This window comes from Methylobacterium sp. 092160098-2, assembly GCF_028920805.1.
In the GTDB taxonomy this organism is placed as follows: domain Bacteria; phylum Pseudomonadota; class Alphaproteobacteria; order Rhizobiales; family Beijerinckiaceae; genus Methylobacterium; species Methylobacterium fujisawaense.
The window spans coordinates 1,729,617-1,745,053 of record NZ_JAQPZJ010000001.1 but is presented as its reverse complement, the minus strand read 5'-3'; the positions used below and the strand labels follow the sequence as shown (position 1 = coordinate 1,745,053).

Here is a 15,437-nt window from a genome sequence, read left to right as displayed (position 1 = left end):
GGCTGCGGCCGGCGATCGAGCGACCGAAGCCGTGAAGGCGCTCTAGCGCGCCGCCGGCGTGCGGAGGAGCAGGACGCGCAGGCGACCGCCACCCAGCACGCGGCCGATCTCCCGGTAGGCGAAATACGGGAGCAGCGCCACGAACATCACCCAGGCGAAAGTGAGCACGCCCCGCGGGCCGCCGGCCATCTCCGGAAGAACGGTGCCCGGCGCCTTCCCGTGCCAGGCCCCCACCAGCACCTCTTCGAGTCCGTAGGCCGCCACCAGGACGGCGGTGAACAGAAGGGAGCGGTACAGGATCCCGTAGACGAGGGGGCCGCGCGTGATGCGCCGGCCGAGGCGGAGGGATCCGAGCTTCGCCGCCTCGGCGATCAGCATGAATTTGGCCAGGACCAGGGCGTTGATCAGCCCGAGTGCGTAGAAGTGATAGCTCGGATAGTGCGGTATATCCTGATCGACCCGTGCGTAGATGTTGATGCTGAACAGAATCAGGGTGCCGAAAACGACGATCAGGTAGATCGCGAAGGCCAGGTAGCGCTTCGCTTCGGCGGCGGCCCGACGTCCCAGGGATCGGGACTTTGCGCGCCCGTCGGCACCCGGCAGCTCCCGCGGGGCAGGGGCAGCCGCCAACGCCTCTCGAGACGTGACAGGGGGCATGGCTCGTTCTCCGCGGCTCCCGTGCGCCCATGGTCCGCGCGCCGGGCGCGTGGACCATGGGCCGGTTCCGCATGCGCACCCGAAGCCCCGGACCGGGCTGCCCGGTCCGGGGTCTGACAGGCCGCGGGTCAGGCCGCGAGCTTGACGGCGTGCTTGCTCTCGATCGTCCGCCGGATCAGGCGACGGGTCCGCTCGGTGAAGGCCATCTTGTCCGCCAGGCAGCTCTCCAGCAGGACGCCGACCCCGAAGTGACCGCTCACATCGGCCATGGCGACGAGGGCGACATACTCGGCGATGCGCAGATGCATCAGGTGATTGGCCTTGATCAGGATGAACAGGGCCTTGGCGGCCGGGGCCTGGATCTCGGCCAGCTCGCGCCGGAAGTCTTCGAGGAAGACTTCTTGAAGCCGACCGTTGGAGGCAATCGGTTTCTCGCCGATCAGCTGAAAGCAGCGATCGAGCGACTTGACCGTCTTCTCTTGGATGAAGGCGCGTGACTGGAGCGCCTCTTGGATGGCCGGATCCTGCGTGGCTTGGCCCAGCTCCTCGTAAATCTTCGTCGCGCGCTCCGCGTGATGCCGCGCATCGCTCAACATGCGCACGAAAAGCTCCTTCGGTGACTTGATCGGCATGGTCATCTCCTCACGCTGCATCGTGATCAACCGAGGCATCTCTCGAATGCCGAGACCGCTTCGCGCGTCCTTGAGCGGACCGGAGGCAGCGTTCTTCCGATCGCCGGGATGTGCGGAACGCGCCGACCGCCGTGAAGCCCGATCGGTCGCGCCCTGACCGGGCACGCAAGGTCAGTTCCCTGCCTCGCCTCACCGCACCGAAGCGGAGGGCTTATTATGCAGTCGCGGCGATCCCATGCTTGATCGGGGAAGACACCGGCCGCCGGCGCGATTGACAACGGCTTCGGGCCGCCTGGGCGCCGGACGGAAGCGACGTTCAGGATGGAACGCTGCGGTCGGAGCGGCGCAACGCGGCTGCGCCGGTTCACCGGCACGCGAGTCCCCGCGGATCAAGCGGCGTCGGCAGCTCGGCGTTACGGTACGGCCGAGACGCGTCCGAGGGGCCGCAGGGCTTCGTGTCCGGCGCCCCTCGGCAGGTCGTTCTCCTGAACGGAGACCATCCATGAGAACTCTGCAGATTGCGTCGGTGGCCTGTGCCGCCCTGATCATGAGCGGCATGGTGGCCGAAGCGCGTGGCTTCTACGGCGGCCGGGGGGGCTTCCGCGGCGGTGGTTTCCGCGCGGGCGGCGTCCAGGGCGTCCGGGTCGGCGGCTATCGCGGGGGGATGGGCTATCGCGGCCGCTACGGCGCGGTCGGCCGCTATGGGGCGGTCGGTCGATACGGCGGGGTTGGCCGTTACGGATACGGATATGGCCGCTACGGCGTCCGTCCCTACGGCTACGGCCTGGGCGCGGCTGCCGTGGGCGCTGCCGCCGCCACCGGATACGGTGCCACCTACGGCCGCTGCGGACCCTACGCCTATTACGATGCCTATGCGGGCGTCTGCCGCCCGTATTGATCCTGCTGCGACAGGGTCGAGGCCGGCAGGCCCCGACCCCCAACCCCCGATCATCCGGCCCGAGCCGGCGGCCTGCCCCGGCAGAGTGGCCCCAGAATGGGTTCGGCCCAAGCCATGACCTCCCGAATCGTCGCCCCTTTCCTCATCGCCGCCTGCCTGAGCGCACCCGCCCTGGCGCAGCCGTCCGGCTTGCAGCAGCCTGCGGCGCTCATTCACGGCAACTATTGTGGCCTCGGCAGCAATGCCCCGTTGCCGCCCGTCGATGCGCTCGATGCCGCCTGTGCGCGTCATGACGCCTGCACCCCCGTCGGCGGATTGCCGTCACGGGCCTGCAATCTGCGGCTTCAATGGGAGACGGACCGCATCGCGCGCGATCTGCGGCAGCCGGACGATATCCGCGCCCTGGCGGGCTTCATCGCAGCCGGGGCCGCGATCTTGCCGTTCGACCCGAATGCCCCGGTGGCCGTGCGGATTCCGGCCTCCGTGCGCTACGACGTTCCTCCGGCTCGCGTCCATCGGCCCGTCTACCGCGTCTATTAGGGCACGACCTCCGGTTGCGTCGGCCGGACAAGGCTGCGGGGCAGCCAAGTCCGGCCGGCGCGGTTAAGTCTGGCCGGCGCGGTCAGCGGCGGAAGCCGCCCCGGAACCCGCCGACGCGCCGTCCGTAAACGGCGCGGCCCCCGTATACGCGGCCCCCCCGATACACCCGCGCACCCCGATAGACGGCGCCGCCCCGGTATCCGTAGCGGGCGCCGCCGCGGTATCCGTACACGCCGCCACCCCGGGGCCCGTAGTAGCCCGGTGCGCCGGAGACGTTCGGTCGGCAGGCGCCGTAGGGGCCCCGATGCAATCCGGGCCCACAGCCGCCGGCGGCCTGCGCGGCCGCAATGCCGAGTCCGCCCGAGCCGATGGGAGGCAGGCCCAGCATGGCAGCCAGGGTGAGGGCTGCGAGCGAGATGGTCCGTGTCGCTTTCATCGGGATCTCCTGAATTCGCTGGGTGATGCCATGCAATCCGGATTCTTGTGCTCGATTGACCAATGCTGTCTGCCGTCGATGGGAAAGCGGCCGTCCGGCGATCGCGGCCGTGGCGCCCAAGGGCGGCCTGAAAGGCCGGCCCGTTCCGTCCATTCAGGAAGGGGTACGGGATCGGGCGGCCCCGGATCGGCTGCCGCATCCGGAGGCCGGCTCCCACGCCTCCAGATGCTCGGCGTCGTACCGGACCAGCGTCTGAACGCGTGCGTGAAGGCGGCGGCTTCGGAAAAGCCCAGACAGGCCGAGATCTGCGCCAGCGTCATGTTGGTATCGGCCAGGAGCTGCTGCGCCGTCTCGAACCGGATCTGGGTGGCCACCGACCGGAAGCTCGTGCCTTCGGCCCTCAGGCGGCGGCTGAGGGTGCGCCGATGCACCGCCAGATGGCGCGCGACGGCTTGGCCGGACCACGGATCCTGGATGAACTCCGCGCGGAGCAGCCGCCGCAACCGGTCCGACATCGGGAGCGGAGCTGCCGCCCCGACCTGTCGGATGCGGCCTTCGGCGATCCGGTGTGCCGTCCGATCTGCGCCCGGGACCGGTTGCTCCAGAAGGCGCGCCGGAAAGGCGAGGGCCGCCCATTCCTGATCGAACCTGACGGGCGCGCGGAAGAAGTGCCAATAGGGATCGGTCTGCTCCGGCGGTGCCCGCGGCAGCAGAAGCTCCGACGGGGACCAGCGGGCGCCGCACAGGGCGCGCACGATATTGACGACGGTGGCGAGCGCCCCCTCCGCCTGCAGGCCCACTGCCGTCGCGCCGGTCTCGTAGGGAAAGTAATGAAGCAGCGCCAAGTCGGCCTCGACGAAGAGTCGGACCGCCGAGCCGCAGGTCCAGGCCCAGGGCCGGGTCTCCAGCACATGGAGGGCGTCGCCGATGGTCGCCGCGTTCCGGATCAGGATGTTGCTGGGCCCGAGCTTGGCGAGGGCAATGCGCTGCCCCACCAGCAGGCCGAGATGGCCGCACCGCGTGCGGTTCGCCCCCAACTGGAGCACGCGGCCGAGCGCGGCGTTCGAGATCGGGCTGGCATCGTCTCCGGACGCCCAGCGATCGCAACCGGCCTCGCGCAGGATGTGGACGGGATCGGCGCCGAGTTCCCGGAGAGCGGCACGGGTCGCGCTCGCGACGCCGCCATGAACGGTTTCGACGGAGGGGGAAAGATCCGCATCCGATGGGTGGAAGAATTCGAGACTGTCACAAGAGTCTTCGCACACGAGAGCGAGGCGACTGGTCATTGCACAAATCCCATTTCTCCAATTCGGGCTCAATTCAAAATCTTGCCCTCCCGGCGGCATTGCGCTGGATCAATATTGTCAAAAAATCTGTGACATGTTTTGAATATGCAACTAAAATGCAGTATTCATGAAGGGTTTTGTCCGGGCACAGGTGGTCGATCGGCGTTTTCGCAATCGTGTGTCGGTATCTGCGGCTCCGGCCATGTCGCGCACGGCGCGGCGTGGTGCAGGGCGGCGGGGAAGGCCTGGCTCCCGCCCTCTCCGGAGAACAACGCGGCCGAGATCCGGGTGACGGACCGGGAACGGCGGGCGGCCTCGCGCGGGGCGATGCCGACCCGGCGCCGCGCCTCCACCCGCAGCCACGCCTCGGCCCGCAGGCCATCGCGCTCACCGGCGGGACGACGGGCAAGGCGACGGGCAAGGCGACGGACAAGCCGACGGGCGTGATGCAGCCCTATCCCGCCTGGAAACACCGACATCGCGGCCCGCGGGATCGACATGCGCGCGCCGGAGAACCTGCCGGGCCCAGACGCCGCCGGCCTGCGCGATGCTGGGCCGACCGGGACACCCGGCCGGCGGTCACCAACTGCCGGGACCGCGTGCGAGCCCCGCCAGGGTGAACAGATCGATCGACAGCTTGGCGCCGACCACGAAGGCGTCGGGGATGGTCTTGCGGTAGAATGGGAACCGGGTCTGGTCCGGATCGAGGATGTATTGCAGGTTCGGCGTCAGCCGGATCGCCGGATTGACCTGGATGCCGTAGTTCAGCTCCATCATCACCTGCTGCGTCGGGATCTTGCGGAACAGGCCGAGCGTGCCCTGCGCCAGGGCGATGTTGGACAGGGCGAGCCGGCTGAAGGCCTGCGTGTTGATGACGAAGCCGACCGTATCGAACGGCCGGCCCGCGAAGGTGCCGGTCTGCAGGGCGCCGATCTCCAGGAAGTGGTCCTCGACGAGCCGGCCCGAGGTGCCGGCCATCGCGACGCCGAACAGCGTCAGGCCCTGGATCGCCTTCGGATCCGGCCGCCACACCATCTGGTTGAACCGGGCGTAGACACCCGAGCGGCCGAACCGGGTCATCGCCGGCAGGCCGGTGAGTACCGCGGGCCGCCCGGTCACGTCGCGCACCGGATCGGCGTAATCCGAGGCGTCGTACCAGCCGCCGATTCCGTAATCGCGGGGCAGCACGTCGTTGGCGAAGGTGGTCGTGTAGCCGAGTTCGAACGGCACGATGGCGCCCGTCGCGCCCTCGAGCGAGAAGTCGAGGCCGTTGTCGCCCGGCTGCTGATGCCGCGGGTTCACCTCGTAGGCGCCGACATGGAAAAACGTCGTGTCGGTGAGCCACGCCCTGGCATGCGCTCCCCAGCTGGAGACCGGTCAGAAGGTGAAGTTCGAGGTCTTGAACACGAAGGTCGGGTTGCCGCAGGCTGAATTAGACTGGAAGTTGCAATAGAGCGGCTAATTCAGGAAGCTGATATTGGCGACCAAGCGGCCGGCCTCGACGTCGAGACGATTGTCGAACAGCTTCTGCTGGTAGGAGAGCAGCGTCAGCCGGGTGGTCTGGTCGCCGCCGTAGATCTCCTGCACGCTGGTGTTGTTGCCGATGACATCGTTCGACAGGCTGCGTCCGTGCCGGTTCGTCACCGCCAGGTGGAATGCGCCGCCCTCGAGCCCGGCGAGGCGCTGCAGGTCGCCGTCGATGCCGAGGACGAGCTGGCCGGCATAAGCCGCGCCCTGCCGGAGGCCGCCGACCGGGTTGATCGCCCCTTGCCCGGTGAAATTGGCCAGGAGACTGAGGCCGTTGTCGAGATCCAGGGTGCCGGGCGGCAGGGTCGGCGGCGTCGCGGTCTGCCCAAGCGTGTCGGCGGCGCCGGCCGGGCTGTCGGCCCCGTCGGAGCCCGGGCCCTCCGATCGCGGCGGCGGGCGGCTGGCCCGGCGCCGCAGCACCGGGCCGACGGCCGTGGCCGGCACGGCGCGGCCGGCCCCCGCCTCCTGGCTCCATCCGGGGTGCGGCAGCGCCAAGCCCAACGCGAGCGCGAGCGCGGCGCGCGTCGCCAAACCCTTCATGACGGATCCCCCCGTGACGCTCTGTGGTGTCCGGGCCCGGTCGTGCGCCGGGCTCCGGATCGGGGCCTCAGCCTGGGCGCTTCTTGATGAGGCCCACCGTGAGCGCGGTGACCAGGGTGCCGGCGGCGAGCGCCAGGACGGCGCCCGGCAGGTTCGTGACGGCGTTCGGGATCGGCAGGACGAACAGGCCGCCATGCGGCACCTTCAGGGTCACGCCGAGGGTGAGCGCCAGGGCGCCCGCCACCGCGGACCCCGCGACCAGAGACGGGATCACCCGGAGGGGGGCGGCCGCCGCGAAGGGGATCGCCCCCTCGGTGATGAAGGCCGCCCCCAGCACGGCGGCGGCGCCGCCGGCCTCGCGCTCGGCTTGCGTGAAGCGGGCCGGGAACAGGCGGGTCGCCAAGGCGAGGCCCAGCGGCGAGGTCATCCCGCCGAGCATCACCGTCGCCATGGGCGCGTCGACGCCGGAGGAGAGCAGGGCCGCCGCCGAGGCGTAGGCGGCCTTGTTGATCGGGCCGCCCATGTCGACCGCCATCATGCCGCCGAGGACGAGCCCGAGCACCAGAGCGCTCGCGCCCTGCATGCCCTTGAGCCAGGTCGTGAGCGCCGACAGCACCGCCGCGACCGGCACGCCGACCACGTAGATCATCAGGAGGCCGGTGATCGTGGTGGCGAGGAGCGGCAGGATCAGGACCGGCTTCAGGCCCTCGAGGTTCCTGGGCAGCCGGATATGCGTGTTGAGGAAGCGGGCGGCGTAGCCGGCGATGAACCCGGCCGCGATGCCGCCGAGGAAGCCGGCCTGGAGATTGGCCGCCAGCATGCCGCCGATCATGCCGGGGGCGATCCCGGGCCGGTCGGCGATCGAGTAGGCGATGTAGCCGGCGAGCGCCGGGACGATCAGGGCGAAGGCCGCCTTGGCGCCGATCTGCCCGAGGGCGTAGCCCAGGGTTCCCGCGTGGTCCGGCGCCATGGCGTCGATTCCGCCGACCCCGGGGGGCTCGGCGCGCGCCGGTTCGATTTCCCGGTGGTGCTGATCGACCGGGCCGGACCGCCGGGGGCCTACGACAGCGTCGTCCTCGACAACGTGGCGGCCTGCGCGACCCTCGTCGGTCATCTGGCGGCCCAGGGCTACGGGCGGATCGGCGGCCTGTTCGGCTCGACGAGTTCGACCGCGCAGGAGCGCCGTGCCGGCTATCTGGAGGCGATGGGGCGGCACGGCTTGGCGCCGCAGATCCGCAGCGTGCCCCCGAACGCGGCCGCGGCGATGGCGGAGGCCACGCGCTGGTTCCAGGAGCCCGACAGGCCGGAGGCGCTCGTGGTCTCGAACGGGCTCATCCTGATGGGCGCCGTGCGGGCGGCCCGTGCCCTGAATCTCGCGCTCCCGCGGGATCTCGCGCTCGCCGGCTTCGACAACGAGCCGTGGACCGAACTCGCCGAACCGGGCCTCACCGTGATCGAGCAACCGGTCGCCGAGATCGGCACCCAGGCGATGCGCCTGTTGTTCGAGCGGATCGAGAGGCCGGATCAGCCGGTCCGGCGCGTGGTCCTCAGCGGCTGTCTCGTCCCGCGCGGTTCGACTGGGACACGGTGACGGTCTGCCTGTGCGCGCGCGCGGCGCCGCGGATCGGGTTGTCTACCGGGCGGAGCACGCCACCGGTTCCGGCCGCGCGGGGCGTTGGGTCGGCGGCCCGCGCCGGGCAGCGCCCGAAGCGGGTCTTCCGGCTACCCAGGGCAAACGCCATGCGGTAGCCTCCCGCCGGGCCCGGTCCGGACGAGCGGTCCCGGTCCACCTGCCGAAGGCTTCGGCGCGCACCTCCGGATGCCGGGCCGCGCCCGGCCGGATCGGCTGCGCGAAGGCTCCGACGGCCGGCACGGTCTCCGGTCGCGAAGGGCATGACCGACAGGGTGCCCGAGGCCCGGGACGACACCGCAGACATCCGCGCCTTCGAAACAGGATCCGACGATGACCGACGAACCGCACGGCCTCGATCGCGGCTTGACCAATTACGGCGACCGCGACTTCGCGCGCTACCTGCGCCGGTCCTTCGCCCGCTCCATGGGCATCTCGGTCGGACTCCTGAACAAGCCGGTGGTCGGCATCGCGATGACGCCGTCGGGCTTCAACAATTGCCACCGGGGCATGCCCGAGCTGGTGGAGGCGGTCTCCCGCGGCGTGCTGGCGGCCGGGGCCCTGCCGCGGCCCTTCCCCACCGTGTCGCTCGGCGAGGTTTTCCTCAATCCGACCAGCATGATGTATCGCAACCTGATGGCCATGGACACCGAGGAGATGATCGGGGCCCAGCCCATGGACGCGGTCGTGCTGATCGGCGGCTGCGACAAGACCGTGCCGGCCCAGCTCATGGGGGCGGCTTCCGCCGACCTGCCGGCGATCCAGCTCGTCACCGGCCCGATGTCCACCGGGCGCCACCGCGGGCAGAGGCTCGGCGCCTGCACGGATTGCCGGGGCTTCTGGGCCAAGTACCGGGCCGGCACCGTCGATGCGGAGGAGATCGCCGAAGTCGAGGGACGGCTCTCGGTCACGCAGGGCACCTGCGCGGTGATGGGCACGGCCTCGACCATGGCGTGCATCGCCGAGGCGCTGGGCCTGTCGCTGCCCGGCACCGCGGCGATCCCCGCGGTGCATTCCGACCGGCTGGTGGCCGCCGAGGAGACCGGCCGGGCCGCCGTGCGTCTCATCGAGACGAAGATCAGGCCCTCCCAGGTCATCACCGAGAAGTCGGTGGAGAACGCGATCCGGGTGCTGATGGCGGTCTCGGGCTCGACCAACGCCATCGTGCATCTCACGGCGATCGCCGGGCGGCTCGGCATCCGGGTCTCCCCCGAGCGCTTCAACCAGATCTCGGACGAGACCCCGGTTCTGGTCGATCTCAAGCCCGTGGGTCAGGGGTACATGGAGGATTTCCATGCCGCCGGCGGCATGGGGGCGCTGTTGCGCGAGCTGCGGCCGCTCCTGCACCTCGACACCGTCGATGTGGAGGGCCGCACCCTCGCCGAGCGCCTGGACGAGCCCGCCGGCTGGGTCGACCGCACGGTGATCCGCCCCTTCGCCGAGCCGGTCTCGGCCGTGGGCGGGTTGGTCGCCCTGTCGGGCAGCCTCGCCCCGGACGGAGCGATCTTCAAGCGCGCGGCCGCGACCCCGGCGCTGTTCGAATCCGAGGGTCGGGCGGTGGTGTTCACCGGCCTGGAGGATCTCTCCGCCCGCATCGACGATCCCGACCTCGACGTCGAGCCGGGCGATATCCTCGTGCTGCAGAACGCCGGTCCCCACGCCGCCGGCATGCCGGAGGCCGGGTATCTGCCGATCCCGAAGAAGCTCGCCCGGGCGGGAGTGACGGACATGGTGCGGATCTCCGACGCCCGGATGTCCGGTACGGCGTTCGGCTCGATCGTCCTGCACGTGGCGCCCGAGGCGGCGGTGGGCGGACCGCTGGCGGCGGTGCGCGACGGCGACCGGATCCGCCTGTCGATCCGGGACAGGCGGGTCGACCTGCTGGTCGAGGCCGACGAGATCGCCCGCAGGCTCGCTGACCACCGGCCGCCGCCGGCCCCGGCCCGGGGCTACAAGGCCCTCTACCGCCGCACCGTCACGCAGGCCCCGCACGGCTGCGACTTCGACTTCCTGACGAAGGTCGACGCCTAGGGCCTCGTCCGATCGCGCGGCCGGCCTGCGTCGTCGGGTCGACCGTCGCGACGTCCGATCCTATCCGACCTCTCGACTCGGCTCGGCGGTGAGGCCGTCGAAATAATCGAAGAAGACGCGGTCCGGATCGTACCTGTCGCGCAGGTCGCACAGCCTCCGCCACTTCTCGGGCGTGAAGGCCTGGGCGACGATCTCGGGCTGTTCGACCGTGTTGGTCTCGCCGATGTAGTACCCGACGTTGAACGGTTTCAAGACGGCGGTCACCGCCCGATGCCATTCGGCATTGACGGCGTCGGCATCCGCATCGTGCCACATCGTCCAGGGGCCGCCATAGATCTTGGAGGTGATCGAGCGCGCCATGTCCCGTTGCGGCCCCGGAACATGGGGCCCGCAGAAGATCGTCGTCAGGAACACCGAGATCGCCGAGGGGGCCCGCTGCCAGGCCGGCAGGATGGCCGCCATCACCGCGCCGGGGCAGTGGTCGGAATAGGTGGCTTCGACTCTGGATCGCACGCCCTCCGGGAAAAGCGCACCGGAGGCATCGAAGAGCTGCTCGAAATCGAGGGGCGTGACCCGGGAACGCGACAGTGGCTCGACCGGCGCATCGTCCAGCGGCTGCAAGGCGCGCCGGGCCGCTTCCGGATCGTCCTCGAAGGCGGTCGCGGTGACCATGCAGACCCAGCCGTTGCTGCCGGCCGCCCTGTCCGCCAGCGCGGGCGGGGCCTGGACGAGGAACAGGGTCAGCTCGACGCTGGGCGAGATCGCCGGTGCGGCCTGCCCCAGCCAGGTGCCGACAGCCGGGGCATCCGCGAGCCAATAGAAGGACTGACTGCCATGAATCGCCTTCGGCAGCGGGTGAAGTTTCAGAAAGTATTTCGTGACGATGCCGAAGAAACCCGAGCCTGCGCCGCGTGCGGCCCAGAAGAAATCCGCGTTCTCGGACTCGCTCGCCCGGATCAGCGCGCCTTCGGCCGTGACGAGTTCGATCGCCTCCAGGCTCTCGGTGCCGTATCCCCAGATCGTGGGGTTCCAGGCCATGCCGCCACCGAGGAAGTAGCCGCTGGCCTTGACCTGCGGACAATGGCCGGTCGGAAAGGCGAGCCCGTGGGCGTTGAGCGCCGTCTGGATCTCGCGATTGCTGAGGATGGGCTGGATGACCGCCCTGCGATGCTCGACATCGATCGAGAGGATCCTGTTGAGGCGTTCGAGGTCGATCAGGATGCCGCCGTTGCGCAGCGTCGGCTGGCACCAGTTGTGGCCGCCGCCGCGGACGACCACCTTGAGGCCATGCGCGCGGGCGAACTTCACGGTGGCGATGATGTCGTCCTCGTCGGCCACCTTCACGATCATGCGCGGCGCCCGGTCCGGGATCAGCCGGTTCCACAGATTCCCATGAAGGGCGTCCCGGAACTGCGCATCGCCCGCGTCGATGACGGGACCCTTGCAGAGCGTCCTCAGATCCTCAGCATTCATGGCCAAGCCCTGCACGAGCGAGGAACCCGCCCGGACCGATCTGCCCGAGCGGGTTCAAGGTTGCGGTCGGTCGCCCGGCCCGACCCTCAATAGGGGACGCGGTCCGCCTTCTGGGCGTATTTCTTCCACACCTCCACGGCTTCTTCGCGCATGATCTGCTGGGTCGGGATCGAGCGCTCCCCGACATCCTTCTTGAGCTCGGCGTAGATCATGCTGTCGTCGAAGCCGCCGTATTCGAGCGCGTCCTCGACCTGAGCCGCATAGTAGACATTTTTGATCCCGGCCCAATACGCGGCCGCCATGCACATCGGGCAGGGCTCGGCGCTGGTATAGAGCGTCGCGTCCCGCAGCTTGAAGGTACCCTGCGACTTGCAGGCCTTGCGGATGGCCTCGATCTCCCCGTGCCACGTCGGATCGTTCTCGGCGACGACGCGATTGGCGCCCTCCGCGATGATCTCGCCGTCTTGGACGATCACGCAGCCGAACACGCCGCCGGCACTGTCGACCAGCGACGTCTTCTCCGACAGCGCGATCGCGCGGGCCATGAACTGTTCGTGTTTTTCGGTCATCGAATCCTCTGCATCGTCATGTTTTCAGGCCAAGTGCGACTATGATCTGCGGCGATGTTCTTGTCGATGTCCGGGGGGATGGGCGTCGATCAACGGATTTGAACTTGGTGCCGTATGATCAAGAATCCTGCCTCGGAGACCGGCATCGCCTTCGGTTCGGGACAGATGGTCTCGTGGGTCGATGAAACCGCGCAGGTTGCGAGGGGGGGCGGGATCGAGCCGCGCCCGCATCCGCCGCGATGGTTCTCGCAGATCAGGTCGTCCCGCCAAGGCCGTGCGTCCCGTGAAGCGCATGTCCGTTCGCCAATACCGGATGGTCATGATCCGACGACGATCTGACTAGACATGGCACCGGGAGACGCGTCAACGCCGTCAAGACATCCGCCGCAATTGAATTGTAAATATTCACGAATGCAATAAATATCTGATGCATAGACGATCAGATTCGCCGGGGTCGCGGTTCCTGCAGCAGATCCGAGGCGTTGCAGTCGCGCCGTGGAGTTCGCGAAGTCGGATGGCGCTCGGTCTGAGACGCAGGAACAAGAAAAAATATTTCCGCCTCCGCCTCGTCCGTTTGGCCAGCGCGCCGCCTTTTTGTTGTCGCTCCGTCCCAGACCTGCGGCACGCGAGGCGCCGGCGCGCTGGAAAAAGTCCGGCGATTCTGGCTGCGTCCCCGAGATATAACTATCCTTTCGATGTTTTGGTTCAAAGAACGATCTATAGCTGTATTGTATTATATTTACAATATTTGCATTGAGCTTTTCCGCCAAGGCCTTGACTTTAACTGGTGTCGGCTTGCTGATGGGGGCATGCAGAGCGACGCCGCCGGCGGAACGGCGGCTATGCGATGCCAGACCAATCTTCGGCTGTTCCTCCTCGTCTTTCGTGGGGCGGCGGGCTTCTTCAAGTCTGCCGCGGTCGCGGTGTGATGGTCCCCGAACCGATGCTTCGATCCGCCCGGCGGTGTGGCTCGGTTTAGCGCCGAGGGCTGCACCCCGCTTCGCACGAGCGGGCGAGGGCAGGGCGTCGTGCAACGGAAGTGCGTCGGTTCATGAGCGGTGCCTCGACGTCCGTCACCATCGTGACGCAGACGACCATCCGGCCGGAGAGCGCCGACGCCTTCGCCCGATGGCAGTCCGACACCCATGCCGTCGTGGCGACCTTTCCGGGCTTCATCGAGCAGCAGCTCATCCCGCCGCGGCCGCCGCTGCAGGTGGATTGGGTCATCCTGCAGCGCTTCAGCGGCCTGGAGCAAGCGCGGGCGTGGCTGGGCTCGCCCGAGCGGCAGGCCCGGATCGAGGGCGCCACGCCCATGCTCGTGGGCCGCGACGACGTCCATATCGTCAAGGACGATGCCAGTGCAGCCCGCACGTCGCCGGTCAGCGCGGTGATCAGCACCCGCGTTAAGCCCGGCCTGGAGGCCGCCTACCTCAAGTGGGAGCAGAAGATCGCCGCCGCCCAATCGAAGGCGCCCGGCATGCAGGGCTACCGGTTCGAGCCGGCCGTGCCGGGGGTGCAGGAGGATTACGTCGCGATCCTGCGCTTCGACGGCGAGGCGAACCTGCAAACCTGGATGGACTCGCCCGAGCGGCGGGCCCTCGTCGCCGAAGCGGCGCCGCTGACCGCGGAATTCCACACGCGGACGGTGCAGAGCGGCTTCGAGCAATGGTTCCGCACCGTCGCCCCGGCCGGAGGCCCGGCGCCCGCGGCGTGGAAGATGAACATGATCGTCGTGCTGACGCTCTACCCCACCGTGTTCCTGTGGGGGGTCTTGGTCGGCACGCCGATCCTCTCCGGGATGCTGAAGCTGGATTTCCCGGTCGCCCTGTTCATCGGCAACGTGTTCAGCGTGCTCCTCACCGCGCAGATGGTGCCCTGGACGGCCCGGCGGCTGGGCTGGTGGCTGTCGCCGGCTCCGGGGCGGCGGGCCCGGGCCAACCTTCAGGGCGCCGCGCTGCTGATCGCCGCCTACGCGATCATGATCCTTGCCTTCTGGAAGCTGTCTTGACCGGGCTCCGGTTGCTATCCCGGATGAGGCCGTTCTCCGCGGCGGGTCTGCTGATCCTGGCCTGCGGATCCGGGCCGGTCGGGCTGGCCCGGGCCGAGCCTTCGCCGGATTCGGCCACGTCCCCGGCTCCGGAGATCGCCGGGGCGGCAGGCGGCACGCGCGTTCCCGGGGCGCGGGCTCCGGCCCGCGCGGAGCGCCAGGAGGCCGGAATTTCCGTGGCGGCCGCCACCGTGATGGCGGCGCCGCCGCCCTCGTACCTCGGCTTCTCCGACACGGTGGTCAGCTACCGCTTCCAGGGCCCGTCGGCGGAGCCCGGGCTCTTCGTGCGGCGTCCCGACGGCACGGCGCAGGGTGGGTTCGCCCCGCGCGAGGTGCCGAAGAACGTCGTCAACGTGTTTTACGCCGACTCATGGGCTTACGGCACCAACCTCATCTCCCTCGACATCCTCACATCCGGCTCCCAGGATCCTGCGGGCGACAAGCGGCGCCCGTTCAAGGATTACGGCGCGACCGAAATCTACCTGATCTATCGCGGCGTCCTGAGCTTCAACAAGATCTTCGATATCGAGACCTTCGCGATTCCGGGCTTCGTCAAGGATGTCGGCCTGTCGTTCGGGGCCGACATCAACACCAAGGACACGTATTTCGACGCCGAGAAGCGGGCCGGCACCTTCGGCCTCAGCTTCGCCTTCGACGTGCCGGCCGGGTTCGTGAACCTGAAGGTCCAGGGCTACAAGGACTTCTCCCGCAACGGCTTTGCGGGGAACGGGCCCACGCCGGGCATACCCGGGAATGGCGCCGTGCCGGGCTTCGATTACTCGCACTTCCGCAGTGTCGAGTTCAAGTTGACCCCGGAATTCGAGATCACCTACACGATCCCGCTGCCGTTCACCGGGCTGCCGCTGTCCCTGGCCGGCTTCAACACGATCATCCTGCCCAAGGGGCGCTACGGCACGATCAACCAGAACGACACGCAATTAGAGTTCGCCTCACAGACGAACCTTGTCCTGGATGTCGGGCAGTTGCTCGCCGGGACCCCCAACCGGGTCGAGGTCTTCGCCGGGTTCCAGTATTGGCGCAACAAGTTCGGCGCCGACCCGCGGCGCACCATCAACACCGAGGAAAAGGCGCTGATCGCGGGGGTCGCCTATCACCTGAAGTGACGGCGACGCGCGTCCCCGCTCGCGGTGCGGGGGATGGCGCCGACGTC

14 protein-coding genes and 1 pseudogene are annotated in these 15,437 nt (G+C 69.0%); 6 read left to right on the top strand and 9 right to left on the bottom strand.

Annotated elements, in window-relative coordinates:
- Positions 1-42 precede the first annotated feature (42 nt).
- Positions 43-657: a hypothetical protein gene (locus PQI07_RS08285; RefSeq protein WP_111473483.1), complete on the bottom strand. Its 615-nt coding sequence runs from the start codon at positions 655-657 to the stop codon at positions 43-45.
- 128 nt (positions 658-785) lie between these two features.
- A complete protein-coding gene (locus PQI07_RS08280) occupies positions 786-1,310 on the bottom strand; it encodes a DUF892 family protein (RefSeq protein WP_043354056.1) in 525 nt (174 codons plus the stop codon).
- Positions 1,311-1,791: 481 nt separating this feature from the next.
- On the opposite strand from PQI07_RS08280, the gene PQI07_RS08275 reads away from it, so the two are divergent.
- Together PQI07_RS08275 and PQI07_RS08270 are read left to right on the top strand one after the other, a co-directional pair.
- Positions 1,792-2,187 carry a hypothetical protein gene (locus PQI07_RS08275; protein WP_274926426.1) on the top strand — a complete coding sequence of 132 codons (396 nt, stop codon included), beginning with the start codon at positions 1,792-1,794 and terminating at the stop codon, positions 2,185-2,187.
- 114 nt (positions 2,188-2,301) lie between these two features.
- Complete coding sequence (locus tag PQI07_RS08270; RefSeq protein WP_274926425.1) at positions 2,302-2,727, top strand: phospholipase A2 family protein; 426 nt, start codon at positions 2,302-2,304, stop codon at positions 2,725-2,727.
- An 82-nt stretch (positions 2,728-2,809) separates the two neighbouring features.
- Here the strand turns inward: PQI07_RS08270 and PQI07_RS08265 are convergent, their stop codons facing one another.
- The 4 genes and pseudogenes from PQI07_RS08265 to PQI07_RS08250 all read right to left on the bottom strand — a co-directional run bounded on the left by PQI07_RS08265 (position 2,810) and on the right by PQI07_RS08250 (position 7,486).
- Complete coding sequence (locus tag PQI07_RS08265; RefSeq protein WP_274926424.1) at positions 2,810-3,163, bottom strand: GCG_CRPN prefix-to-repeats domain-containing protein; 354 nt, start codon at positions 3,161-3,163, stop codon at positions 2,810-2,812.
- Positions 3,160-4,449 carry an AraC family transcriptional regulator gene (locus tag PQI07_RS08260; protein ID WP_274926423.1) on the bottom strand — a complete coding sequence of 430 codons (1,290 nt, stop codon included), beginning with the start codon at positions 4,447-4,449 and terminating at the stop codon, positions 3,160-3,162. Before PQI07_RS08260 ends, PQI07_RS08265 begins: the two co-directional genes overlap by 4 nt.
- A 579-nt stretch (positions 4,450-5,028) precedes the next feature.
- A pseudogene (locus PQI07_RS08255) lies at positions 5,029-6,516 on the bottom strand (carbohydrate porin).
- A gap of 67 nt (positions 6,517-6,583) precedes the next feature.
- Positions 6,584-7,486: a PTS fructose transporter subunit IIC gene (locus tag PQI07_RS08250; RefSeq protein WP_274926422.1), complete on the bottom strand. Its 903-nt coding sequence runs from the start codon at positions 7,484-7,486 to the stop codon at positions 6,584-6,586.
- Here PQI07_RS08250 and PQI07_RS08245 point away from each other — a divergent pair.
- Together PQI07_RS08245 and PQI07_RS08240 are read left to right on the top strand one after the other, a co-directional pair.
- Complete coding sequence (locus PQI07_RS08245; RefSeq protein WP_274926421.1) at positions 7,472-8,107, top strand: LacI family DNA-binding transcriptional regulator; 636 nt, start codon at positions 7,472-7,474, stop codon at positions 8,105-8,107. The genes PQI07_RS08250 and PQI07_RS08245 overlap by 15 nt on opposite strands.
- Positions 8,108-8,479: 372 nt before the next feature.
- Positions 8,480-10,177, top strand: a complete 1,698-nt coding sequence (locus PQI07_RS08240) for a dihydroxy-acid dehydratase (RefSeq protein WP_043389141.1) — start codon at positions 8,480-8,482, stop codon at positions 10,175-10,177.
- A 60-nt stretch (positions 10,178-10,237) separates the two neighbouring features.
- Here the strand turns inward: PQI07_RS08240 and PQI07_RS08235 are convergent, their stop codons facing one another.
- The 3 genes from PQI07_RS08235 to PQI07_RS08225 form a co-directional block, all read right to left on the bottom strand.
- Complete coding sequence (locus PQI07_RS08235; protein WP_274926420.1) at positions 10,238-11,650, bottom strand: FAD-binding oxidoreductase; 1,413 nt, start codon at positions 11,648-11,650, stop codon at positions 10,238-10,240.
- A gap of 86 nt (positions 11,651-11,736) precedes the next feature.
- Positions 11,737-12,219 carry a nucleoside deaminase gene (locus PQI07_RS08230; protein ID WP_043354062.1) on the bottom strand — a complete coding sequence of 161 codons (483 nt, stop codon included), beginning with the start codon at positions 12,217-12,219 and terminating at the stop codon, positions 11,737-11,739.
- A gap of 317 nt (positions 12,220-12,536) precedes the next feature.
- Positions 12,537-13,253, bottom strand: a complete 717-nt coding sequence (locus tag PQI07_RS08225) for a hypothetical protein (RefSeq protein WP_274926419.1) — start codon at positions 13,251-13,253, stop codon at positions 12,537-12,539.
- 17 nt (positions 13,254-13,270) lie between these two features.
- On the opposite strand from PQI07_RS08225, the gene PQI07_RS08220 reads away from it, so the two are divergent.
- Entirely contained in the window at positions 13,271-14,227 is a 957-nt protein-coding gene (locus PQI07_RS08220) for an antibiotic biosynthesis monooxygenase (RefSeq protein ID WP_053610300.1), read from the top strand.
- Positions 14,228-14,250: 23 nt separating this feature from the next.
- The gene (locus PQI07_RS08215) at positions 14,251-15,390 is read left to right on the top strand and encodes a hypothetical protein (RefSeq protein WP_274926418.1); all 1,140 of its coding nucleotides are present in this window, start codon (positions 14,251-14,253) and stop codon (positions 15,388-15,390) included.
- Positions 15,391-15,437: the final 47 nt, after the last annotated feature.

Bases quoted from the DNA above. Each gene is read 5' to 3' on its own strand.
- PQI07_RS08260 (WP_274926423.1), bottom strand. From the start codon at position 4,449: ATGACCAGTCGCCTCGCTCTCGTGTGCGAAGACTCTTGTGACAGTCTC.
- PQI07_RS08215 (WP_274926418.1), top strand. From the start codon at position 14,251: ATGAGGCCGTTCTCCGCGGCGGGTCTGCTGATCCTGGCCTGCGGATCC.
- PQI07_RS08250 (WP_274926422.1), bottom strand. From the start codon at position 7,486: ATGGCGCCGGACCACGCGGGAACCCTGGGCTACGCCCTCGGGCAGATC.
- PQI07_RS08240 (WP_043389141.1), top strand. From the start codon at position 8,480: ATGACCGACGAACCGCACGGCCTCGATCGCGGCTTGACCAATTACGGC.
- PQI07_RS08220 (WP_053610300.1), top strand. From the start codon at position 13,271: ATGAGCGGTGCCTCGACGTCCGTCACCATCGTGACGCAGACGACCATC.
- PQI07_RS08280 (WP_043354056.1), bottom strand. From the start codon at position 1,310: ATGCAGCGTGAGGAGATGACCATGCCGATCAAGTCACCGAAGGAGCTT.
- PQI07_RS08265 (WP_274926424.1), bottom strand. From the start codon at position 3,163: ATGAAAGCGACACGGACCATCTCGCTCGCAGCCCTCACCCTGGCTGCC.
- PQI07_RS08235 (WP_274926420.1), bottom strand. From the start codon at position 11,650: ATGAATGCTGAGGATCTGAGGACGCTCTGCAAGGGTCCCGTCATCGAC.
- PQI07_RS08285 (WP_111473483.1), bottom strand. From the start codon at position 657: ATGCCCCCTGTCACGTCTCGAGAGGCGTTGGCGGCTGCCCCTGCCCCG.
- PQI07_RS08230 (WP_043354062.1), bottom strand. From the start codon at position 12,219: ATGACCGAAAAACACGAACAGTTCATGGCCCGCGCGATCGCGCTGTCG.
- PQI07_RS08275 (WP_274926426.1), top strand. From the start codon at position 1,792: ATGAGAACTCTGCAGATTGCGTCGGTGGCCTGTGCCGCCCTGATCATG.
- PQI07_RS08270 (WP_274926425.1), top strand. From the start codon at position 2,302: ATGACCTCCCGAATCGTCGCCCCTTTCCTCATCGCCGCCTGCCTGAGC.